The following is a 22,974-nucleotide window of genomic DNA, read 5'->3' on the forward strand; positions in this document are numbered from 1 at the left end:
GTAAAATATTGGAGAATGCGTAGACTACGAGTACATGTATTTGCACTTTGTCCTGAAAGGGGAAGATTTTGATGCAGGTCGCGCAATATTTGACGGAGCAATTGATTAGATGGGGAGTAAAACGAATCTACGGGGTGGCAGGTGACGGAATCTTTGCCTGGCTGGATCAGATCGCGAAGCAATCCGACATTCAATACATTGCTTGCAAGCATGAATCTGCTGCGGCCATGATGGCAAGTGCGGAAGCAAAACTGACGGGGTTTCCGGCTGTTTGTACCGCGACGATGGGGCCGGGTTTCGTCAATCTGCTGAATGGACTTGCAGATGCCCATACGGATCGTGTACCTGTCATTGCAATTACAGGTCAAGTGGAGACATACAAGCTGGGTGGTGCGTACAAGCAGTTTATCTCACAAGAAGATATGATACGCCCCATCAGTTTTTATTCGACAACGATTACGCATCCAGACGCAATCCAAAGTGTTCTGCACAAAGCATTTGTCACGGCTATGCAACAAAAAGGAGTGACACATCTCGCCATTTGCAAGGATGTCTTCACCCAAACGACTTCAGAAGCTGTCCTTGCAGCACTTCCACGTATTCCACATGCCATTTATCCTGATCGGATGGAGATTGAGCTTGCTTCCGAGCAGGTTGCGAAGGCGAAAAAGCCTCTCGTTCTCCTTGGAATCGGTGCCCGCAAGTCGGCCGATTCGTGTGTGAGGCTAGCGGAACAGCTAGGGGCAGGGGTGTTGCTGTCGCTCGGAGCAAAAGGGACGGTTGATGAATCTCATCCACTTGTGATTGGCGGTTGGGGAGAGGGGGGCAGCGAAACCGCTTTACATGCGTTAGCGGAAGCAGATTTGTTGCTGATTCTGGGAGCGAGCTGGTTCCCTCGTACTTTTTTGCCAAAGAAACTGTCCGTCATTCAAGTAGATCATCAGCCTGGATCCATACATGCTCATCCCTACCTCCAGTCTGTCACAGCTGAATTGGATGATGTCCTGCCGATCTGGATGAGGCGTTTGCAATCGCACAGAAAAGACGATGCGTGGCAGGAACAGATCAAGCGTTGGCATGGAGAGTTTGGCGAGGAGACAGAGCAAGCAGTCATTCAACAAGTGAGTGAACGAGTAAAGCCACAAACCTTGATGCATACACTTGGGGGCATGGTCAATGAAGATGCGATTATCGTTCTGGATACGGGGGAGCACACAATCTGGTTTAACCGTGCGTTCCGTGGGAAAAAACAGACCCCACTCTTTTCGGGAAAGTGGCGAACAATGGGATTCGGGTTGCCTGCGGCTGTGGCTGCAAAGCTCACCTATCCTGAGAAGCAGGTCGTCTGCGTCGCTGGGGATGGGGGATTACAAATGAATCTGGCGGAACTTATGACAGCGGCCCAGCTCCAACTTCCGATTGTAATTCTTGTGGTGAACAATGGGACATTAGGATTGGAAGAGGTGAAAATGAGTCAGGCGGGCTTGATCCCTTTTGGAGTGAAATTGCGTAATCCAGATTTTCAGCAATTGGCGAGTGCTTGCGGAATCAGCGGCAAGGTTGTCAAAGAGGTACAAGCTCTGGAGCCAGTATTGCGGGAGGCTTTTGCTACAGATCAGTTGACACTCGTTGACATACATTGCACGTCTCCGACACTAACGGAGAGAAAAAAACAAATTTCCTTCCAAGCCCAAGCATGATTTGTTTATAATGAAAGAAAAGGCAAATGAAACCAGTGGGGGAAGAACGAAACGGGCGAAGAGGAGGGCGTCCTGATGGCTGACAGGCTTGGCGAAATCAGAGTAGCAGATCAGGTGATCGCAATCATTGCTGGCGTTGCTGTAGAAGAAGTGTTGGAAGTCACAGTCCGTTCAGGCGGAATCTATCAAGATTTGGCGAAAAAGCTGAATGGCGGCGCGAAAGGCATTACTGTAGCCGTAATCGACGACAGAGTCACCATTGACATGCGTGTATCCGTCCGTTATGGGGCGCAGATCCATCACGTCTGTCACGTCCTACAGGAAAAAGTAAAAGAAGCGGTGGAAACACTAACAGGTCTTTATGTGGAAGCTGTGAATGTACGGGTGGAAACAATCGAACTTCTTCGAAATGACTAAGAAAAAAGGGATACTGGACGCATCCGGTATCCCTTTTGTTTGTTTTTTACATGGCATATGGCTGTTTTTGTAATTGCTCTTCTACCTTCTGGCGACTGACTTCCCGAGAAATACTGAGTAAAAAGCCAGTGGCGAGCAGACATACGAGTAAGGAGGAACCACCATAACTGATAAACGGCAATGGTACACCTGTCAAAGGAATCAAACCCGTCACTCCGCCGATGTTTAAGATCGCCTGAATGGCAAACATGCTAACAACACCGATACCTGCCAGACTGGCAAAGGTGTCTTTTACGCGCAGACAAATATGGATGCCTCGCAGCAGGAAAAGCAAGAAAATCAAGAGGAACACCGAGGCACCGATAAAACCAAGCTCTTCTGTCATGATCGAGAAAATAAAATCGGTATGTCTCTCGGGCAAATACAAATACTTTTGAATGCTTTTCCCAAAGCCTGTCCCAGTCAGACCGCCATGTGCAATCGCAATCCAGGATTGAATAATGTTGTAGCCGGTTCCATCCATATCACTCCACGGATTGAGGTACGAGTAAATCCGATTCAAAGCATGGGGCTTTGCTGTGATGTATACCAATAGAGCAACAGTCACAGCTGGTGCACCGAGACCAACCAGTTGACGGATTTTGGCGCCACCGCAGATCATGACAATCAAAGCGCACCCGAGCAGGATGGCAGCAGAACCGAGGTCAGGCTGGACGACAATCATCATAAAAAACATCCCCGTTACCATCAGTGGGGGCATCAATCCAGATTTCAGCTTTTGAATCCCGTTCCCTTTTTTGGAGATGATCGCTGCCAAGTACAGAATAAGACCAAGCTTGGCAAACTCCGCAGGCTGAATAGTTGCAGAACCGATTTCAAACCATGATCGAGCTCCGTTCACTTCCTTACCAATACCCGGAACAAGAACCAGGAGCAAAGAAAAGAAACTGACGAGCGCAATCAATAAGAAGTTTCTCTTATAAAAGGAGAAGGGAATGTTCATGGCCACCAGCATCCCAACGACACCGAGCAGCAAGAAAACGGATTGACGCTTCACGAAATAAAGCTCATCTCCGCCACAGTAATCACAGCCGCCGCTTGTAAAGCTCGTCAATGCGAAAATGGAGCTGGAGCTGAGCACCATGGTTATCCCAAACCCAACAAGTAGGGCGGTCAAAAACAGGAGCAAGAAGTCAGGTACGCCCCTCGTCTTCATAAAAATAACCCCCTCTACGTGAAACAGAGAGGGGATTCCTCTCTGTACACCGTGCCATTTCATTTTTTAGTGTGAGGACAGCTTTTCACCCAGCATTTGCAGCTTCAACTTCGCTGTTTTTACAACGGAGTCTGGCATTGGGTAATCGTAATCCAGACCGTGTGGGAAAAGATGTTTGCCCATGTAAGGATCTTCGAGCTTCAGGACTGCGTGCGTATCCTCAAGTTTGCCTTCTGTCACGTTCGCTTCGATGCGCAGGTAGAAGACGTTGCCTTTATCTTGGATTTTATAATCGTATGTAGCATGCTTGTAATCCCAAGCGCCGCGATCAAAGCCGAGTTCGCTCATATAGTGCTCCAGATCGGCGAAAAAGACTTCTTTCGTGCCAATACCCGTGTCCTTAATGACCATTCTTTTTCCTCCTAAAAATGGGTGAGATATTCACTTATTAATCATAGTCTGTTTTTGGAAGAAGCGCAATATATCATACTCTTTCTTGCGAATGAAACGATAGATGAGCGGACAAACTACAATCGTTGATTAGCAAAAGGAGGAGAATGAAATGGCAAAGCTGGAAAATCGCACTCTGCGCGAAATTATGACAAAAGATGTCGCTACTGTGACGCTTAAGGATAATGTGTATGAAGTGGCTTGCAAAATGCGCGATTGGAATGTAGGGGTCATTCCGGTTGTAGATGAAAAAAATGATGTGATCGGCGTGATTACGGATCGTGATATTGTGATTCGCGGTTTGGCTGAAAAGCATGAAGGATCGACTGCAACCGAGGTTGTCATGACCCGAGACATTATTCTCGGTCAGCCAGGAATGACGGTTGATGAAGCGGCAAAGGTGATGGCTCAGCATCAAATTCGTCGCCTGCCCGTTGTCGAGCATGGCAAGCTGGTCGGAATTGTGGCGTTGGCAGATATGGCTGTTCGTCAAGTCCACCACGATGAGGCGAGTGACGCTCTCCAACAAATTTCTGAGCCGGCGCCACATTAATAAGTATAGAAATGAGCTGTCGGGAGGAATCCGGCAGCTTTTTTTCTTTCTATCTGTACATTCACGCTGCGTCAAGGTTTATGATAAGAAAAGAATGATACAGGGAGAGAGTTCCATGCAAATCAAAGACATGGCCCATCGCTTGCAAATAACCCCGCGTGCGATTCGATATTATGAAGAAAAAGGGCTAATCAAGCCATCGAAAGCAGATGCATCCGGTTATCGCCAGTTCACAGAGGAAGATGTCTGGAGACTGCAAACCATCATTACACTGCGCGAGGTCGGGATGGCGGTAGAAGACATTCGGGAGCTTCTGATTCAAATGAAAGATCAGGAAGGCACTCTTCTCCATTATTTAGAGCTGCAGCGTTCGTTTATGTATACAAGATGGGTAGAAATGAGCAAGGTCATCCAAACGACAGAAGCGATGATTGAGCGGATAAAGGGTAGAGAGTCGATTGATCCAGCAGAGCTGTTTACATTGGCAGAGGCGAACAAGCGATTAAAGCAGACTCGGGATAACTGGGTGGATCGATGGAATTTTAATGAATGGGCGGACCGATACGACGAATGGGTACATGGCGGGAATGGTCACGAATCTTACGAAAACGTGCTGGATGAAGTCGTTGCGACAGTTGCAGTCAAACCGGGAGAATGTGGCCTAGATGCCGGAACGGGAACTGGAAACCTCGCAGGGCGTCTTGTGAAAAAAGGAGCCAGGATGAGCGGGTTCGACCAATCACCGCAAATGCTGAAGCAATGCAGAGCGAAACACCCAGAGGTCGAGACGAAGCTGGGAACCTTTTTCGCCTTTCCGTTTTTAGAAAATCGGTTTGACTTTGTGGCTACGAGTTACGCCTTGCACCATTTGACGGATGATCAAAAGCAGCTTGCCTTGGCGGAATGTCGTCGTGTATTAAAACCAGGGGGACGCTTGGTCATTGCCGATTTGATGTTTGTGGATCAGGCACATAGACAAGCGCATCTTGTTGCACTAGAGGAGGCTGGCCATACGAGCGTGATAGCAGATATTCAGGACCGCTGCTATGCTGATCGCTCTCGGTTGCTACAGGAGCTTGTTCATCTTGGTTTTACGAATGAAGTCAGACAGCTAGGTACCTATACGCATTTGATCCTGTCTACTAGTAAGTAGTACATTCTTGTTGAGGTTTTTTAAAAGTCGTCTGTCGAACACGCATTTCACTTTTGGGCTCTTCCACCTACTGGCACGCGTCTAGCCTTTTGCATAGGCTGTAGCGAGAAGGAAAGGAGGACTCCACCATGGGTCTGTTCGACGGTTTTTTTGATCGCGAGAACGAGGAATTTATATGGATTATTATTGTCGTGGTCGTCCTGTTGTTCTTGTTTAGTGCCGATCGTGACTAAAATCTGGACGTATAAACAAAACGACCTTGCGCGAAGGTCGTTTTTTTCGTTACCCAAAATGGACTTCTTTATCCAACACATACTCGAGCGGTGGCAGTTCTCGTGGCGCTGCGTAGGGGGGCAAGGAGAAGCCAACACTATCGAGTTGATCGGGAAGGGGAGAATCGCTCCCTTTTCATTTTCATTATTTTACCAAAAGTCTTGAGTGTTTGTACTTTTTTCTCTCCTATTGACCTGCGCGGGCAAATCCACTACGCTGGAAAACAATGCAACATAGAAGAGGAGAAGGAAGTCTATGAAACGATTTGCAATGTATCTGCTCGCACTGGCTCTTTTGCTATCGGCCTGTGGAGCGTCCGGCAAACCAGAAGCTAACGGAGAGATGGATGCTGTGATCAAACGAGTGGTTGATGGCGATACATTCGAACTGGACAGCGGGGAAAAAGTCCGTATGATTGGCGTAGATACCCCGGAGACAGTGAAACCCAACCATCCAGTCGAACCGTATGGGAAAGAAGCGAGCAATTACTCCAAGGAGCTTCTAACGGGTAAAAAGGTTAAGCTGAAGTTCGATGTCGAGCCCTATGACAAATACAAGCGTTTGCTTGCTTACGTATATTTGGAAGATGGAACCTTTGTCAATGAAAAGCTCGTTCGTGACGGCTACGCCCGGATCATGACGATCCCACCGAATGTAGCCCAAGCAGAGCTGTTCCTGGCAGCCGAGCGTGAGGCGCGGGAGCAGAATCGAGGGCTTTGGGCTTTAGAAGGGCAAAAGGCAGGGGCTTCTAAGGAAAAAGCCAAGCCCCAAAAACAATCCAATAACAATACCGCCGCAGACGCTGCACCACCAGAAGGCAAGACCATCAAGGGCAATGTCAACAGCAAGGGCGAGAAAATCTATCACGTTCCTGGCTCCGCTAGCTATGAGCAAACAAAAGCGGAAATGTGGTTTGCGACGGAGGAAGAAGCCCAGCAAGCAGGTTTTCGGGCGCCAAAACGATAAGACATGCAGGAAACATGAGCCGCATAAATGAAAATGTAAGCCTCGTCTGCCTTGGCAGTCGGGGCTTTTTCCTTGTCGAAAAGAATTTCAGAAATGTTACAGAACGATGTTAATTGATGAAAAAAGGTCAAAAGACCTATGGTAAATGCCGTTACATAAGATAAAGGGATTAGTGAACTTGCCCGCCATTTTTCCCGAATGAAGCACAATTTGCAAGATTTATTAGAACGAGTCTCCTTCCATTCACAACAAGTAGCCGCTTCCTCCGAGGAATTGACAGCAACGAGCATGGAGCATGCGATCAGCTCATCCATTGAAGCGAACAAAACAGCAACAGAAGGGAATGAAGTGGTTGCCAAATCTATCGAGCAAATGAATGAGATGAATCAAAGAGTGAGCTCTTCAACTGAAGTGGTCAATATGCTCGGCGAAAAATCAAAAGAAGTCGGTTCAATCGTTTCGATTATTACGAAAATCGCGAGTCAAACGAATCTCGAAAAGAACACAAGAAATGTCAGGACAAATCAATAAAGCCAATTACGGAACGGTTTCCGTCGTGGAATTTTCAGAGGGAATTGCTCATGTTTCAAGAATGGTGGCGGAGAACAAACAGCTTCTATGGAACAGATTACAACCTCTTCTAGTACACTCGCCGAAATGGCAGAAGAGCTGCAGCATTCCATTCGTAAGTTTCAATTGTAATGCGAGAACAGGCGGGGGTGCCATGTGTTTAATCAAATCAGAGATGTAAAGTATGCATTATCTGCATTGGAAGAGTCATCTGTTATTTCGATAACAGATGAAAAAGGAATCATCACCTACGTCAATCACAACTTCTGTCAAATATCCAAGTTTAGTAGAGAGGAATTAATCGGAAAAAACCATAACATCGTCGATTCCGGTTTCCATCCGAGAAACTATTTTAAATCGCTATGGGATACCATCAGCCTAGGAAAAGTGTGGAAAGGCGAGATGAAAAATCGGGCAAAGGACGGTACGGAATACTGGCTTAGCATGACGTTAGTGCCGTTCATGAACGACAGTGGTTTCCTTTATCAGTACGTGGCAATTGGGACGGACATCACGAAACGAAAGCAGATGGAAGAGTCTCTTTCAAAGACGATGAAGGACTTGCACGATATCAAAAATGCACTTGATGAATCTTCGATTGTAGCGATTACAGACGATAAAGGCGTCATTACTTATGTAAATGACAAGTTTTGTGAAATCTCCAGATACGAAGTGGATGAATTGGTTGGAAATACACATCGGGTCATTAACTCATGCTATCATTCCAAGTCGTTTTTTAAATTGATGTGGGAAACGATCAAGCAAGGACGAGTCTGGAAGGGCGAAGTGAAGAACCGCGCCAAAAACGGCAGTGAATACTGGATGAATACGACCATCGTGCCATTTTTAGACGACCGGGGAGTTCCGTATCAATATGTTTCGATCCGTACGGATATTACCGACCGGATTGAAGCAGAGGCAGCATTGGCAGAAGCATTGCAGAACGATTTTCGCAGGACGGTCCAAAACTTGCAAAACTGCGTGTTCAAGATCGTAACAGATCCAAAAGGAAACATCACCTATACCTTGTGTGAAGGGAAAATTGCCGAAGAGCTCGGGCTAACGTCTGAGAGGATGTTGAGAAAAACATCGTATGAAATCTTTCCATATGAGGTAGCGGAGCAAATGGAAAGCTATTTTCGCAGAGCATTTGCTGGTGAGTCTGTTACCTTCGAACTGAAACTATCCGGAAATGATTATTACATTACATTGTCGCCTATTGAGGAAAACGGAGAGATCGTGGAAATGGTAGGCTCCATGATTGACATCACCGAGAGAAAAAAGGCAGAAGAAACGATCCGCTACATGGCCCATTACGATTCCTTAACCAACCTGCCTAATCGAACGCTTTTTCATGAAAAACTGGCTGAGGCCATGCTCAAGGCAAAACAAAAAAATGAGAAAATCGGCGTCATGTTCATCGATTTGGATCGTTTCAAAAACATCAATGACACGCTTGGCCACTCCATTGGGGATGTCCTTTTACAAGCAGTAGCAAATCGTCTCATCGGTTGTTTGCGAAAAGAAGATTCTGTTTCTCGACTAGGTGGAGATGAGTTCGCCATCTTTCTCACAGGTGTCTCACACAAGGAGGCTGGTGAAATTGCGCAGCGAATCATCACGAGCATGTCAGAATCGATTACGTTAGACCATATCGAAATCTTTATTACACCAAGTATCGGCATCAGCATGTATCCGGATGATGGAGACGATATCGAAGCGCTACTGAAGCATGCAGACGCAGCCATGTATTTGGCAAAAGAGCAAGGAAAAAATAATTATCAATTTTTCTCGGAGGAGCTGCATCAGGTTTTAGCTAAAAAGCTACAGCTTGAAAGAGAATTGCGAAAAGCTCTGGATGAGAAACAATTTACACTGCACTACCAACCGAAGATTCATTTGCACACCGGCAAGATTATCGGCATGGAGGCGCTGATTCGTTGGGAACATCCAGACCTTGGTCTCATCCCACCAATTCAATTTATCCCGATCGCAGAAGAAACAGGCTTAATCGTTCCACTTGGGGAATGGGTAATGCGAACGGCATGCCAGCAAACAAAAGTGTGGCAAGAAGCAGGCTATACAGAACTGGCTGTTGCAGTGAATATATCCTTACGCCAATTTATGCAAAACAACCTCATTGAGATGATTACCTCAATCCTTGAAGAAACAGGCTTATCACCGCAATACTTAGAGCTGGAAATCACGGAAAGCATGGCGCTAAATGTAGACTATACGATACGGATTTTGAATCGGTTGAAAGGTCTTGGGATTAGCATCAGTATCGATGATTTCGGGACGGGCTACAGTTCTTTGAGCTATCTAAGTCAATTTCCGATCGACCGGCTCAAAATCGATCAATCCTTTGTCCGGAATTTGAATCCACGGAATCAAGCGATTATAAAAACGATCATCGACATGGCACACAACATGAAAATTGCCGTTATTGCAGAGGGCGTAGAAACACACGAACATGTTGAATTTCTAAAGGAACAAATGTGTAATGAAGTCCAAGGGTACTTTTACAGTAAGCCGCTGCCCACGAAAGAAATCGATTCCTTTTTGCAGGTAAATCGTTATGGGAAATCAGGCAGCATGGTTAAGTGAGACCATCGAGATTAACAAAAGGAAAGCGGTGAACGAGCTTGGATCACCAGATACATGGAACGTACGACAGTTTCCTTGTGATACTATCTTATTTAATCGCGGTTGCAGCTTCTTTTTCTGCTCTCAACCTGGCAGCCAGAGTGAGTAAAAGTAAGGGGAAGCATCAGCTACTCTGGTTGATTTTTGGTGCCACAACGATGGGGCTTGGAATCTGGTCCATGCATTTTGTCGGAATGCTGGCACTTACCCTCCCCATTAAGGTTTTGTATGACATGGAGTATGTCGTCCTATCCGTCATCCTTGCTATTTTTGTCTCAAGCATAGCCTTGTTTACCGTCACGAAAAGCAACTTACATGCGAGACAGCTAGGTATCGCGGGAATTCTTATGGCTGCTGGAATATCTGGGATGCATTACATTGGAATGGCCGCGATGATTATTGAAATTACATACGATATGTGGATCGTCATTTTATCCATTATCATCGCAGCGACTGCTTCGGCAGCGGCACTTTGGCTCTTGTTTTACTTTCGCCGTGATCAGGCAAAATACGCGTATTTATACAAATTGGGCAGCTCACTCATAATGGGAGCAGCAATCGCGGGCATGCATTACACCGGGATGGTTGCAGCGCATTTCTACGTTACAGAACTGCCGACAACAGAAGTGGAAACGCAGATTGAGCCGGAGACCTTGGCCTATATCATTGTCTTGGCCACCTTTTTACTGATCGGCATTACATTGTTCGGCTTGTTTATTAACAAACGACTCTCGCAAAAAGATACGGTCATTCAGGAAAGTGAAAGCTGGTATCGTTCCCTTTATAAAAATAATGAGTACGGGATTATTTCCTTAGATACAGGCGGATGTATTATCAAAATGAACCCAGCTGTTACGAAGATTGGTGGATTGCGGGAGGAAGAATTCATTAATCAACACGTATCGAAAATTGGCATGCATATTGTAGAGGAGAAAAGGGACATCACCAAAGATTCTTTTGCCCAGTCTTTTCAGCCCAATCGGAATAATTTTGAGACGACCATTTTTCATCCGAACGGAAATCGCGTAGAGTTGAGTGTACTCAATGTCCCGGTTGAGATTGAAGGAGAAGTGGTGGGGAATCACATCATTGTGAAGGATATTACCGAAGAGAATCGCGTGAAAGAAAAAATCAGATATTTAGCTTATCACGATGAGCTGACCGACTTGCCGAACCGAAGAAAGTTTAATCAAGTTCTTCATCAATCCATTGAAAAAAGCAGCCAAGATTTATCGAGCTTTGCCATCATGGTTATCGACATCGATCGTTTCAAAATGATCAATGATTCCTTGGGTCACTCCTACGGCGATATCTTTTTGCAGGGGGTCAGCGACAGAATTGCAAAGAGTGCGGAAGGGTACCACGCCACAATTGCCCGGATGGGTGGAGATGAATTTACCATCCTTTGCGAAACAGGAGCGGACCGCAGGGAAGCGGCGAGTTTAGCGGATAAGATCATTGAAGCGTTGAAACAGCCATTCTCGCTAAAAGACAGTGAGTTTTACATATCAGCGAGTATCGGAACGGCAATCTTCCCAGACCATGGAACGGATGCTGTCGCGCTACTCAAAAAAGCGGATACGGCCATGTACGAGGTGAAAAAACAGGGGAAAAATGGTCATCTGTTCTACACGCCCGAATTTGACGTCCAATTGCTGGAAAATATTGAAATAGAACGTGATCTAAGAAAAGCAATTGAACGAAAAGAGCTGGTGGTGTACTACCAACCTCAATTTCATTCGGAAAGTAATCGCATGATCGGAGTGGAGGCTCTCGTCAGGTGGAATCATCCTACCAAAGGGATGCTTTCACCAGGAGTGTTTATCCCTATTGCTGAAGAGACAGGGTTGATCTATGAGATTGGTACATGGGTGCTTCGCGAAGCGTGCAGGCAAATGAAGCAGTGGCATGATGGAGGGGGACCGTTGATACCCGTTTCCGTCAACTTGTCCTCCCATCAATTTCACCAACGGAACCTCGTCCAGTACATCAAAAATATCCTCGAGGAAACCAAGCTTGCCCCGCACTTTTTGGAGCTGGAAATCACGGAGAGCATGATGATGGATCCGGCAGTATCGATCAGTATCCTGCAAGAGTTAAACAAAATCGGAACGAGAATTAGCTTGGATGATTTTGGAACCGGTTACAGCTCATTGAGCTATTTGAAAAAGTTTCCGATTCACAAGCTAAAGATTGACCGCTCCTTCATAACAGACCTGTCTCGAAATGAAAACGATAAAGCCATTGTGGCCACCATCATTTCGATGGCAAAGCATCTGAAATTGGATGTGATTGCAGAAGGCATTGAAACGAAGGATCAGCTGGATATTTTAACAGAAAATCATTGCAAGGAAATTCAAGGGTACTATTACAGTCGCCCATTATCAGCGAATGAGGTGGAGCAAGTGTTTTTTGTTCCCATAAGAACGCATCTCAGCCAAGAAGCGTAAGCAAATAACTCCCTGTCTTAAATAGATGGGGAGCTCTTTTAAATGTACACAGCAGGAAATGTAAATTTGGGTATTGTATACCCTACAGGGGTATTGTAAAATGTAATCGAGATAAGTTTCCCAAAAACAAAGGAGGATGTAAAATGAATGTCACTTTGAACGTACAAGGAATGTCCTGCAATCACTGCGTTATCTCTATAGAAGGTGCTCTACAAAAACTGGAAGGGGTTAGCAAAGCAACGGTAAGCCTTGCTGACAATCAGGTAAGCGTGACTTTTGATGAATCTGTTGTTTCGCTGGAAAATGTGAAAGAGACGATTGAAGATCAAGGATACGATGTCGTATAAGCAAAAGTTGCGGGAAAGGCTGTGATTGTAGAATTGCAGCCTTTCGTATATCGATCAGTTGACCGAATATTACAAATCCAGATAGTGTAGGAGGAATGCTTTTTGAAGCGTGTACAGTTTGCCGTAAGTCCAGAAATTCGTGTCGGGGGTTCTGTGTTTACTCCTGCAGATATGATGGCAATCGGTCAAATCGTTGGCGAGGATGCCCAACTCGAACTTTCGATCTTTCAGCAGCTTATAGTCGAGATGAATGAAGAGAAGGCGGAGGCTGCCAAAAATGCGCTGCGTGACAAAGGCTTATGCGTGTACGAAACGGGCTCTGTTGTAAAGAATTTGTCAGTCTGTTCTTTTTGCAAAGGAGCGGAGATTGAAGGGCTTATGGCAGCGAGAAATTTAAATGACACGATTGCAGGGATGACCGTTCCTTTTACGATGAGAGTCGGTTATACAGGCTGCCCAAATGCCTGTGGAGAGCCGTTGGTAAAAGATATCGGGATCGTCAAGCGAAAAGAAACCTTTGAAATCTACGTCGGAGGCCAATCGAAAACAATGGAGGCCAGAACAGCCCAGCTCCTGATCGAGCAGGTGAAGGAAGAACAATTATCCACCATCGTCCAAAGCATCATTGCGTTGTATCAGACGCAAGGGAAAAAGAGAGAGAAGTTTTTCAAGTTTGTCGAGCGATTTGGATTGGAGAATGTCCGAAAAGAATTGGGGCTGTCTTCCTGACAGAGATGTGAATATTGTAGGATGATTAGAGGGGGAATCTTATTGTCAAATGCGGAATTGAACATTGTGCAGTCTTGTCATACATCTGATCGAAACAGTCATCATTCAGAAAAAACCAAGCAAAACTTGCAGGCGCGTCTCAATCGGATTGAGGGGCAGATTCGCGGGATTAAGGGCATGGTGGAGAAGGATGCTTATTGTGATGATGTCTTGAATCAAATTGCTGCAGTACAATCTGCCTTAAATTCAGTGGGACGTATCCTTTTGGAAGGACATATGAAATCGTGTGTGATTGAGCGCATCCAAGAAGGGGACAGTGCAGTCATTGACGAGCTGTTAACCACGATGAATAAGCTGATGAAATAAAAAGCTTCAGAAATGAAGCTTTTTATAATGGAGAAAGCGTGTGACGGTGCAAAATCTGGACAAGTTTTGAAATGAAGCAGGGGATGTTTTTCGCAGTAAAAAGACGAAGACGACGGTCTATGCATGAATTCAACGAGGGTGTCCTTTTCTAGTTCGTTTTGTCCTATTTAGTTGGCGTAGGACATACTTTACAATGAGGGGAATATACTCGGGGGTGGTATCTTGAGCGCGGTGTATCAGGTCCTGATCTACGTCAGTCTCGCTTATGCTTGCTTCACATGGTTTATTTGGCGACGAAAGCAAGGGATCGATCATATGCAAGGCATGATGAGCACGATGTCTGTCAGTATGATGATTGGCCTGATCGGAGGGTTGATCTTCGGCGATGTTTACAAGGGAGACCTTTATGTATCCACTATGTGGGGAATGCTGGCAGGTGGATTGTCTGGTTTTTTGCTAGGCGTTCCATTGTCGATCCTGAGTATTGTAGAAGGAATCTTATCTGGCGTCATGGGCGGGATGATGGGCGCGATGCTGGGAGAAATGGTTCCCGGTGAAAAAGTAGAGCCTCTCCTGTTTGTTTTCGTCATGCTCTATACCGTATGTATGCTACTCGTATCCAAGCTGATTGATTTCAATAAAAAAGAAACGAAGTGGTCTTCCTTTTTTCATCATCCAGCTACCCCAGCTGTGTTGCTGCTTGCCGTCTTCTTCTGGTTTCAATCGTTACCGTTTCCATCTCCGGCGCTTTATGCGACAGAAATCACCCTCACAGCCGTCGACTTTTCCTATAAACCGAACCAATTTACTGTTAAAAAAGATACGGAGATCAAAGTCGTCTTTCAAAATGATGGCAATGTAGAGCACGATATTAAGGTTGCCTCTCATGGAAAAATCGTTACGATTTCAGAATCAAGCAGTGAACATCAGCATGGAGGAATGGCTGAGGGTGTGGTTCACTTGCACGCCAAACCGGGAGAGTCTGTTGAAACAGTGTGGAAGGCATTGGAGGAAGGAAACTATGAATTTTATTGTACGATCCCGGGACACAAAGAAAGCGGCATGATTGGTAGCTTGCAAGTGACGGGATGAAGCAACGGGGGAGGAGAATGCCTTTCTTTTTAGGGTAGCAATCACGCCTACTGGGTGGGCTGCATAGTGTAGTCATGAAAGAAGTGACATTGCAAGTTGGAGGAGGATATTGGCATTGCATTCGCAAACACGCGACTACTTTCCGTACGTTGGTCCCTTCGATCCTTGTCCGCCGATTCGGGTAAAGACATACCAGGTGCCCCCTCAGCTTTTTATGCAGTTTCAGCCAGAGAACTTGCCGCAATACAGCCCGATGGAAGCGTTGAAATTAGGTACGCTATGGCCGGCGCTTTTTAGCCCATATGACCCCAGACTGAGTCATTTAGGGAGGGGAGGCACATGACAGCTGAAAATAGATTTGGCGATGAACAATATTACGCATTGCTTGAACAGTTGCAAGCGATCGACTTCGTGCTGGTAGAGCTAAATCTTTACTTAGATACCCATCCAACCGATCAGAATGCGCTCCAGCAGTTTAACGATTTAACGGAACAACGCTGGGTTTTGGCAAACGAGTATGAGAGGCTGTATGGACCTTTGCAAAATCTTGGCCGCAGCTATTCAGGCTATCCGTGGCAGTGGAATGATGATCCATGGCCTTGGCAAGTTTAGAAGAGAGGGATAACGAAACCGATGTGGATCTATGAAAAAAAACTACAGTATCCGGTTCGTGTCAGTAAGTGCGATGTGAGAATGGCGAAGTATTTGATTGAGCAATACGGAGGAGCAGATGGAGAGCTTGCAGCCGCTTTGCGCTATATGAATCAGCGGTATACAATCCCAAATAAAGTGGTCGGATTATTAACGGATATCGCTACCGAGGAGTTTGCGCATCTCGAGATGATTGCCACGATGGTGTATAAGCTGACCAAAGACGCGACAGTAGAAGAATTGAAGGAAGCCGGTCTGGGTGACCATTACGCCAATCATGATCGGGCGCTCTTCTACAACAATGCCAGTGGTGTACCGTGGACGGCTGCCTACATCGCTGCCAAGGGCGATCCAATCGCTGATTTGTATGAGGATATCGCAGCAGAAGAAAAAGCCCGCGCGACGTATCAATGGCTGATCGACATGACCGACGATGTTGATTTGCAGGACAGCTTGAAGTTTTTACGGGAGCGGGAAGTGGTTCACTCTATGCGTTTCCGCGAGGCTGTAGAGATTTTGAAGGAAGAACGGGATGCGAAGAAGATATTTTGAATGTTAAAAAAGAGAGCTGGTGGGCTCTCTTTTTCTAATTTATTCTATCCCATAGCTGGCGAAGGTGATTGAAGTTGTTAATCTTCGCTAAAATCGTATGGGATCACTATAATGGATTTCTGCCCCCATTTATGAACAAAAATAACCTCGCACTCTAACATTTCTGCAACTTCTCGTAACGGGACCACAAGAATGGTATTATTGTGCAGCTTTGCCTTTGCCGATGCAGTAACTGGGTAATTATTGATGATGAATCGATTACTCCCTGCTGGAATGGTAATCCAAATTGCGCTTCCCGGGTAGGTCTCTTTTGTGATTGTTGCGGACTGAGTTGAATCGTCCCATTGAAGAGTAGCACCAAAAGCATCCGCTAAGTCGCGAAGTGGCACATATGTGACATCATTTTCAACCAAGATTAAATCATTAAGCTTTTTATTATTAACTGTCACACTCAGGGCTGTATCTTTATAAGGTGCTGAGTTCTCATGCGTAAAAGAAAACTTTATCGTGAATATATCTTGAAAGCTATTAAACTTAGAATTGATAAAATTCTGTTAATGATATTCCCGAGTATTTAAAATTTGAGGCTGTTGCCTCTCCGTGATTAATTAAAATGGTCTTGATGGAGAGAGTGTCCCCGGACGGCCCAAATGTTATTCCTCCTGGTACGATGTCAGGTCTGAGTTCAGCTTTTTTTCCTAATGTAAATGTATACGTTGGTTTTAGATAAGCACCCTCGATTTGTTTGGGATTTGTAACGGAAGGAACAAGATCAAAGTCTACCAATTCAAAAAAGTCATAACCACTAGTACCCGAATCGAGATGATAACTTTCAATGGATTTAGGTTTCGTACTGATTTTTTGTCCCTGCTTATTGAGCAAATCAATGCTTCCCTTAAGTTCAATAATTTCATAAGGACTGAGATTTCCCCAGTTCAAGTATCCTTGTGCATAGTGACTTCCATCTGGTTTGGTTACAAATTTTACTTCCGTAAATTCGAACAGTAAAGGATTCTTCTCCAATGATGCCAAGGAAACTGGAACCGAAGCAAAGAAAATAAAAAAGCTCGAAAGAAGGCACATAAACAGTTTTGCCATTTTCACCAACTCAAATCACCCCAAGATTGAAAATATCATGTTAGAAAAGCCTTCAGTAAAGAAGGCTTTTCCCTTCTCATCTATAAAGAAGATCATTCGGAATGACGACGATGGTTTTCTGACCCCCTTTATGTTCAAAAACAACATAGTAATCCAGCATTTCTACAATATCTCGTAAAGGTACAACCAGGGTGGTGTTATTGTACAGCTTCGCTTTTCCCGACACAGTAGTTTCGCGACCATGATCAATAAAGCGATCACTGCCAACCGGTATGACTATTTGTCTATCGTATTCCATGAAGTTGTCTCTCAGGATGAGCGTTGCCGTTTGGGTAGGATCATTCCACTGGATCGTAGCACCAAGAACGTCGGCTAACTCGCGAAGGGAAACATAAGTGACATCATTTTCAACAAAGATTTGTTGCACAAGCTTTTTATTATTTACGGTCACAGTCACTGGTGAGTCGTCTTTATAAGGAGCAGAGTTATCGCGGATAATCAAAATACTAATTTTTTTGATGTCATTTATGTTTTTAAACCTAGAATCAATAAAATCTAAGGGCAGTTCAAATTTTGCTTCTACAAAATGTCCCGGCTCTAGCTTCAACGATGAATTGATAACAGTGTGGCTAGTTTCGGGGTAGAAGTGGTCCATTCCGTTTTTGCCCTCAAATGAGAGACCTGCGTAGCTAAAATTTGTAGCGGTTGCTTCACCTAGATTAAGTAATAGGGCATAAATAAAAAACGTGTTGTTGTCCTCTGATCTTCCATAAATCATTGAATCTACAATGACATTTGCCTTGAGTTCTGCCCCTTCAGACTCTGGAACTGAAGCAAAGAAAATAAAAAAGATTGCAAGAAAGCACGCTAAAAGTCTAACCATTTTCACCATTTCAAATCACCCCAAGATTGAAAATAACATGCTGGAAAAGCCCTCCTAAAAGAAGGCTTTTCCCTCACACATCCATAATAATCGGCAGGATCATGGGTCTGCGCTTTGTTTTGGCATACACGAATTTCCCAATCGATTCCCGCATTCCTTGTTTCAAGCGGTTCCACTGGCTCACATTTGCTTCCTGCAAATTGGTGATCACCTCGGATGCAATGCGAGTCGCTTCTTCCAACAGGCCCTCCGATTCCGGGGCATGGATAAATCCGCGAGAAATAAGGTCAGGACCCGACAAAATCTTGCCGTCGGTTTTGCTGCGCGTCACAACGATCACGAGAATGCCATCTTCCGAAAGATGTTTGCGATCCCGTAATATTCCATTCCCTACATCACCGATTCCTAAACCATCCACCAACGTATTTCCAGCAGGGATTTTTCTTTCCTGCAAAGCCACACCGTCCTGAATATCCACGACATCTCCGTTATTCACAATGAAAATGGACTCGAAATCAACGCCGACAGATTCAGCCAACAGACGATGTTGATGGAGCATCCGATACTCGCCGTGAATGGGGATAAAGTATTTTGGCTTCATGAGAGTGAGCATGAGCTTCAATTCTTCCTGGAAGCCATGACCAGATACATGCATGCCCGTCCCGGAGCCATAAATAACGTTGGCACCCATGATAAACAAGTTGTCGACGATGCGCGCTACATTTCGTTCATTCCCTGGAATAGGGGATGAAGAGAGGATGACGGTATCGCCGCGTTCTACTTTCACGTGCCGATAGCCGGAGGTCGACAACCGGGATAGAGCAGCCATCGGTTCGCCTTGGCTTCCCGTGCACAGAACAGCAACACGGGCTGGATCGAGCTCGTTTACTTCTTCTACTTCCACCAGCATGTCTTCTGGAATATGCAAATAGCCTTGTTCCGATGCGATTTTGACCACATTGACCATACTTCGGCCCAGCAAAGCTAGCTTTCGATTCGTTGCTTCTACGGCATCAATGACTTGTTGGAGACGGTATACATTGGAAGCGAACGTCGAGACAAAGATTTTCTGCTGTGCCTTACTAAATGCCTCTAACAGACGATCGCCTACGTGTTTTTCTGACGGGGTAAAGCCTGGACGCTCCGCATTGGTGCTCTCCGACAACAAAGCCAATACGCCTTTCTGACCGATTTCAGCCATTCTGTGCAAATCGGGGGATTGCTTATGCACCGGCGTTAAATCAAATTTAAAATCGCCCGTATGCACAATGGAGCCTGCTTTTGTCTCAAATACAACGCCCAAGCAATCTGGGATGCTATGGTTCGTCTGAAAAAAGCTGATCGAGAGCGAGCCCAATGAAATAGTAGAGTCACGATCGATGGAGATGAGGGTGGACTGATGAAGCAAATTATGCTCCTTGAGCTTTAATTCGATAAGACCTAACGTTAAGCGGGTACCATACACAGGGACGTTTAGTTGTCGCAAAAAATAAGGAATGCCCCCGATGTGATCCTCATGCCCATGCGTGACAATCAAGGCTCGGACTTTTTCTTGATTTTCCAGCAGATAACTAATGTCCGGTATGATCAGATCAATTCCTAAATAACTCTCATCCGGGAACTTCGAGCCACAATCGATGAGGACAATTTCATCCCCATATTGAATCCCGTACATGTTTTTGCCGATTTCATATACTCCTCCTAAAGCAAAAATAGAAAGAGTTTCATTCGATGTATTCATAAGCAGTCAATGACCTCCCCAAAGCATCTTGTGGTTACTTTTGCCTATTGGAAAGCTGAGTATGTATGGATAGCAGGGGAGATCATGCAGTAAAAATGGATGAATGAACCAAACAGGAGTCGGGCACACTGGGGTAAGACTCATTTTGGAAGGGAGCAGCTCCGGTGAAAACCAAACGATTTCTTTTCCGCTTGTTTCTATTGATTGCCATTGCGGCTGGTGTGGAATGGTTTGTGTATGCGAACCAACAAGCGCAAACCGAAGTGGTAGCAGACGAGTCGCACGCTCATCATGCAGCGCCGACACTCGCTGTGACGCATACCCTTGAGAAAGATGATTTGCAGCTCAAATTGGCTGTTACGAACTTCTCTTTTTCCCTCGAAAACATGGGAAAAGAAAACAAGCACGGGGAAGGTCATGTACATCTGTACCTCGACGGCAAAAAGATCGCCAAAGTATTTGAGCCTAGCTATGTCTTGAAGGATATCCCTGCTGGGAAGCATGAGGTCAAGGTAGAATTGGCCCATAATAACCACGAGTCGTATGGTGTTGCAGAGAGCTTTTCCATTGAGGTAAAGCCCTGATAAGCAAAGGGTACTGTAGGGAAAAGGAAAAAAGCCGACTTCGATACGCCTTGTGGCTTTCGAACTGTCGGCTTTTTTCATGGATAGACTAACGCATATGCACACTGACTTTTGCTTGCTGGTCTGGCAGGGCAATCACCAAAGTCGGATAGCTGATGACTTGGGTTTTCATCGAACCTGGAGCGGGTGCTTGTACCCGAACGTGTACGGCAAAGGCATGTGGGCCAGTCCGCTTGACTTGATCCGCCACTAAACGATATCCTCCTGTAGGGCGCTGTCCTGCACCCACGACAACATAGGATTTTCCATTGGCACGAACAATGGTGTGTCCGCCAGTTTTTCGAACTTTTTTCAAAGCTTCCTGCACGGCAGGAGGATAGGGAGCAGCAACGGCTTCGTAAACAGCATCTGCTTGTACAGCCTCTTTCCCCACAGGCTCAGATACGGTAGGATGTTGAGGTGACAAGACTTGTGTACCCGTTACTGCCAAGGTTGCCGTTAAGAGTAAACTAGGAAATACATGCAACATCAAGATCCCTCCAATTGGTAAAAGTAATGAATCGAACATCATATAGACCGAGGTGACAGGCGTGCGTGTGAAGGATTCGCTGGAATACCTGTCCGAATCAACGCGACAAGCGATTCTACATGAACAAACCAAACGATATCAGATTGCCGAAGAGCAAGATTTAACAGCGAGATTATTGGACCCGGTTTTTATTGGGCAAGTATGGAGACAGGCAGATGAGTTGGAACGAACCGTTATCCGGCTTTTCGTAACCAAAGCGACGAGAGGTTTTTTTAGCAAACGAACTTGGGAACGCGAAACGGCAAAAGAGCACAGACATCTGTCAGTCGGCTTGACGAAATTGCGACGGCTTGGACTGATCTTGACTGTACGGAAAATGTGGAGTGAGATTGGCTATTTGATGCCACAGGAGGTTCGCGAGCAGTTGACGAATCTAATGCTGCCGGAAGCCTCTCAGGCTTTTGTTTCTCTTTCAAAAACGCTCCCTTATTATATATCAGCAGGCAGAGGGATACAGCTGGATCTTTTTGGGCTTTTGTTGTTTGTTTGGGACAACCAAATTCCCATTACGCAAAAAGGAAGTATTCATCGCAGGATGTCGCAAAAAATGCTGCCGCTGCTCTCGTTAACAGATGAGCATGTAAAAGGAATCATCATTCCGCCGATCGATCAGGAACAGAGAGAGGGCTTATCCTTGACCGTTGTCCTCGATATTGCGCTCAGACTGGGCTTGGTGCATAGGGAAGAGCGGGAACTTGTCCTCGATCTCAATCGAACGAAGCAATGGCTGCAGCAACCTCCTCTCGTACGTTGGGAAGAGATGTACCAACTCGTCATGGAACAATTTTTGCCGCATGGAGACTGGTGGGAATTTTTCATTCAATTGATGAGACAGGTTCCAGTCGAACAGTGGTGCTCCATCCATGAGCAATTGCGCATGTTAAAAGACGCCGGATTCCCATTGCCCGACAATGCAGGGGAGCTGATTGTGGAGCAATGGCTGCATTTGCTGTTAGGCTTGGGATGGATTCAGCTCGGAATGGACGAGAATCGAATGATTTTTTGGCGTTGGAGCAGCTTGCCGCGATTGTCGGCGGAGGAAGGCTGGTTTGTGGACCCCACAGGTGCCATTACAATCCCTCCGCTTGTCCCGTTGCTGGAAGTATGGGAGATCAGCCGATTTTGCCAGCTCCAATTTGATGGGCAATTGATTCGGGGTGAATTGCAAGCAAGGCTGTTGCAATCGTATTTGGCCCAAGGAGGGACGGAGGAGCAAGTCATCGAAAAGCTCCGTGCCTCCTGTGTTCATCCGTTGCCTGAAAGCTTGATTGAGGTTGTGAGCCAATGGGCGAGAACAGCGAGGCAGATTCAAATGGAGCCGTACTTCCTCGTGCGGACAGCACATGCTGGATTTCTGGAGGAATGGCGCGAAATTCCTGATTTTCGGCCATTTCTTACCCAAGTGATCTCGCCGACTTCGTTTTTGATTCCGTTCACGCAGGAAAAAGAATTGATTCGTTTACTACGGCACTTCGGTTATGAACCACAAGTACTGGCACATGTTGCTAGTGCAGGCAAGGAGCTCCAGCCACTTCAAAACAGTCAAGCGGGAAATAAGGGCCTGCTTCTCATTGAAAGGCCCTGGGACGGTTATGCTATAGAAAACACGTTCCCCGAGCAAAATGAGCAAATCGCAGCACTTCCCAAAATGTGGACGAAGCATTTCCAATCGTATCATCCACAATCGATGCGAGATTTGTTTAAGCGCGCAATAGAACTGAAGCTGGAAGTCGAGATCCAGCAAAGTGGAAAAGAAAAGCTGCGCGGGCTACCAACAGAGGTACGCCTGGAAATGGGGTACTGGATGGTTACGATTGCAGGACAGGGCGGCAAACAGTCTTACCGTCTCGAGAACATCGAGCGAGTGCGCATTGTAGTGCCCGAATATCTGTACTAAGGGTGTGCATCGTGATACAATCAGGAATGACGTAAAGTTTTTCAAGCTTTA

The 22,974-nt window shown here is 45.8% G+C and carries 24 protein-coding genes; 17 read left to right on the top strand and 7 right to left on the bottom strand.

The window, feature by feature from the left end:
- Positions 1 to 71: 71 nt before the first annotated feature.
- Together KB186_RS03920 and KB186_RS03925 are read left to right on the top strand one after the other, a co-directional pair.
- Positions 72 to 1,700, top strand: a complete 1,629-nt coding sequence (locus KB186_RS03920; RefSeq protein WP_232773139.1) for a thiamine pyrophosphate-binding protein — start codon at positions 72 to 74, stop codon at positions 1,698 to 1,700.
- Between the two features lie 75 nt (positions 1,701 to 1,775).
- Positions 1,776 to 2,117 carry an Asp23/Gls24 family envelope stress response protein gene (locus KB186_RS03925; protein ID WP_232773140.1) on the top strand — a complete coding sequence of 114 codons (342 nt, stop codon included), beginning with the start codon at positions 1,776 to 1,778 and terminating at the stop codon, positions 2,115 to 2,117.
- A gap of 46 nt (positions 2,118 to 2,163) precedes the next feature.
- Here KB186_RS03925 and ftsW read toward each other — a convergent pair whose 3' ends face one another.
- Together ftsW and KB186_RS03935 are read right to left on the bottom strand one after the other, a co-directional pair.
- Positions 2,164 to 3,333, bottom strand: coding sequence for a putative lipid II flippase FtsW (gene ftsW, locus KB186_RS03930; protein WP_232773141.1), 1,170 nt, complete (start codon positions 3,331 to 3,333; stop codon positions 2,164 to 2,166).
- A gap of 66 nt (positions 3,334 to 3,399) precedes the next feature.
- Positions 3,400 to 3,744 carry a YugN family protein gene (locus tag KB186_RS03935; RefSeq protein WP_047068784.1) on the bottom strand — a complete coding sequence of 115 codons (345 nt, stop codon included), beginning with the start codon at positions 3,742 to 3,744 and terminating at the stop codon, positions 3,400 to 3,402.
- A gap of 151 nt (positions 3,745 to 3,895) precedes the next feature.
- On the opposite strand from KB186_RS03935, the gene KB186_RS03940 reads away from it, so the two are divergent.
- The 13 genes from KB186_RS03940 (at position 3,896) to KB186_RS04000 (ending at position 16,131) form a co-directional block, all read left to right on the top strand.
- Positions 3,896 to 4,336, top strand: coding sequence for a CBS domain-containing protein (locus tag KB186_RS03940; protein ID WP_173609661.1), 441 nt, complete (start codon positions 3,896 to 3,898; stop codon positions 4,334 to 4,336).
- A 115-nt stretch (positions 4,337 to 4,451) separates the two neighbouring features.
- Positions 4,452 to 5,489: a MerR family transcriptional regulator gene (locus KB186_RS03945; protein ID WP_232773142.1), complete on the top strand. Its 1,038-nt coding sequence runs from the start codon at positions 4,452 to 4,454 to the stop codon at positions 5,487 to 5,489.
- A gap of 528 nt (positions 5,490 to 6,017) precedes the next feature.
- Positions 6,018 to 6,728 carry a thermonuclease family protein gene (locus KB186_RS03950; RefSeq protein ID WP_221867171.1) on the top strand — a complete coding sequence of 237 codons (711 nt, stop codon included), beginning with the start codon at positions 6,018 to 6,020 and terminating at the stop codon, positions 6,726 to 6,728.
- 210 nt (positions 6,729 to 6,938) lie between these two features.
- Entirely contained in the window at positions 6,939 to 7,259 is a 321-nt protein-coding gene (locus tag KB186_RS03955; protein WP_229088035.1) for a hypothetical protein, read from the top strand.
- A 195-nt stretch (positions 7,260 to 7,454) separates the two neighbouring features.
- Positions 7,455 to 9,905, top strand: coding sequence for a bifunctional diguanylate cyclase/phosphodiesterase (locus KB186_RS03960; RefSeq protein ID WP_173609657.1), 2,451 nt, complete (start codon positions 7,455 to 7,457; stop codon positions 9,903 to 9,905).
- 38 nt (positions 9,906 to 9,943) lie between these two features.
- Positions 9,944 to 12,394 carry a bifunctional diguanylate cyclase/phosphodiesterase gene (locus KB186_RS03965; RefSeq protein ID WP_232773143.1) on the top strand — a complete coding sequence of 817 codons (2,451 nt, stop codon included), beginning with the start codon at positions 9,944 to 9,946 and terminating at the stop codon, positions 12,392 to 12,394.
- A 143-nt stretch (positions 12,395 to 12,537) separates the two neighbouring features.
- Positions 12,538 to 12,741 carry a copper chaperone CopZ gene (gene copZ, locus KB186_RS03970; RefSeq protein ID WP_173609655.1) on the top strand — a complete coding sequence of 68 codons (204 nt, stop codon included), beginning with the start codon at positions 12,538 to 12,540 and terminating at the stop codon, positions 12,739 to 12,741.
- Between the two features lie 102 nt (positions 12,742 to 12,843).
- Positions 12,844 to 13,470 (top strand): NAD(P)/FAD-dependent oxidoreductase, encoded by a 627-nt coding sequence (locus KB186_RS03975; RefSeq protein WP_173609654.1) that lies wholly within the window; start codon positions 12,844 to 12,846, stop codon positions 13,468 to 13,470.
- A gap of 42 nt (positions 13,471 to 13,512) precedes the next feature.
- A complete protein-coding gene (locus KB186_RS03980; protein ID WP_173609653.1) occupies positions 13,513 to 13,836 on the top strand; it encodes a metal-sensitive transcriptional regulator in 324 nt (107 codons plus the stop codon).
- 231 nt (positions 13,837 to 14,067) lie between these two features.
- Entirely contained in the window at positions 14,068 to 14,928 is an 861-nt protein-coding gene (locus tag KB186_RS03985; protein ID WP_232773253.1) for a cupredoxin domain-containing protein, read from the top strand.
- Between the two features lie 115 nt (positions 14,929 to 15,043).
- Entirely contained in the window at positions 15,044 to 15,271 is a 228-nt protein-coding gene (locus KB186_RS03990) for a spore coat associated protein CotJA (RefSeq protein WP_173609652.1), read from the top strand.
- Entirely contained in the window at positions 15,268 to 15,540 is a 273-nt protein-coding gene (locus KB186_RS03995) for a spore coat protein CotJB (protein WP_173609651.1), read from the top strand. The genes KB186_RS03990 and KB186_RS03995 overlap by 4 nt, the downstream gene beginning before the upstream one ends.
- 21 nt (positions 15,541 to 15,561) lie before the next feature.
- Positions 15,562 to 16,131 carry a manganese catalase family protein gene (locus KB186_RS04000; protein WP_007725798.1) on the top strand — a complete coding sequence of 190 codons (570 nt, stop codon included), beginning with the start codon at positions 15,562 to 15,564 and terminating at the stop codon, positions 16,129 to 16,131.
- Between the two features lie 77 nt (positions 16,132 to 16,208).
- On the opposite strand, the gene KB186_RS04005 is transcribed toward KB186_RS04000, so the two are convergent.
- From KB186_RS04005 to KB186_RS04020, 4 genes are all read right to left on the bottom strand, one after another.
- Positions 16,209 to 16,580 (bottom strand): copper amine oxidase N-terminal domain-containing protein, encoded by a 372-nt coding sequence (locus KB186_RS04005; protein ID WP_232773144.1) that lies wholly within the window; start codon positions 16,578 to 16,580, stop codon positions 16,209 to 16,211.
- Between the two features lie 85 nt (positions 16,581 to 16,665).
- Positions 16,666 to 17,235 carry a hypothetical protein gene (locus KB186_RS04010; protein WP_232773145.1) on the bottom strand — a complete coding sequence of 190 codons (570 nt, stop codon included), beginning with the start codon at positions 17,233 to 17,235 and terminating at the stop codon, positions 16,666 to 16,668.
- Positions 17,236 to 17,305: 70 nt separating this feature from the next.
- Positions 17,306 to 18,121: a copper amine oxidase N-terminal domain-containing protein gene (locus tag KB186_RS04015; protein ID WP_232773146.1), complete on the bottom strand. Its 816-nt coding sequence runs from the start codon at positions 18,119 to 18,121 to the stop codon at positions 17,306 to 17,308.
- Positions 18,122 to 18,185: 64 nt separating this feature from the next.
- Complete coding sequence (locus tag KB186_RS04020) at positions 18,186 to 19,853, bottom strand: ribonuclease J (protein ID WP_221867168.1); 1,668 nt, start codon at positions 19,851 to 19,853, stop codon at positions 18,186 to 18,188.
- Positions 19,854 to 20,017: 164 nt separating this feature from the next.
- On the opposite strand from KB186_RS04020, the gene KB186_RS04025 reads away from it, so the two are divergent.
- Positions 20,018 to 20,437 (top strand): thioredoxin domain-containing protein, encoded by a 420-nt coding sequence (locus KB186_RS04025; RefSeq protein ID WP_173609647.1) that lies wholly within the window; start codon positions 20,018 to 20,020, stop codon positions 20,435 to 20,437.
- Positions 20,438 to 20,525: 88 nt separating this feature from the next.
- Here the strand turns inward: KB186_RS04025 and KB186_RS04030 are convergent, their stop codons facing one another.
- A complete protein-coding gene (locus tag KB186_RS04030) occupies positions 20,526 to 20,966 on the bottom strand; it encodes a protease complex subunit PrcB family protein (protein ID WP_173609646.1) in 441 nt (146 codons plus the stop codon).
- A 61-nt stretch (positions 20,967 to 21,027) separates the two neighbouring features.
- Here KB186_RS04030 and KB186_RS04035 point away from each other — a divergent pair, with 61 nt between their 5' ends.
- A complete protein-coding gene (locus tag KB186_RS04035; RefSeq protein WP_232773147.1) occupies positions 21,028 to 22,923 on the top strand; it encodes a hypothetical protein in 1,896 nt (631 codons plus the stop codon).
- Positions 22,924 to 22,974 lie beyond the last annotated feature (51 nt).

Origin of the sequence: Brevibacillus sp. AF8 (assembly GCF_021270385.1) — a bacterium.
Lineage (GTDB): Bacteria > Bacillota > Bacilli > Brevibacillales > Brevibacillaceae > Brevibacillus.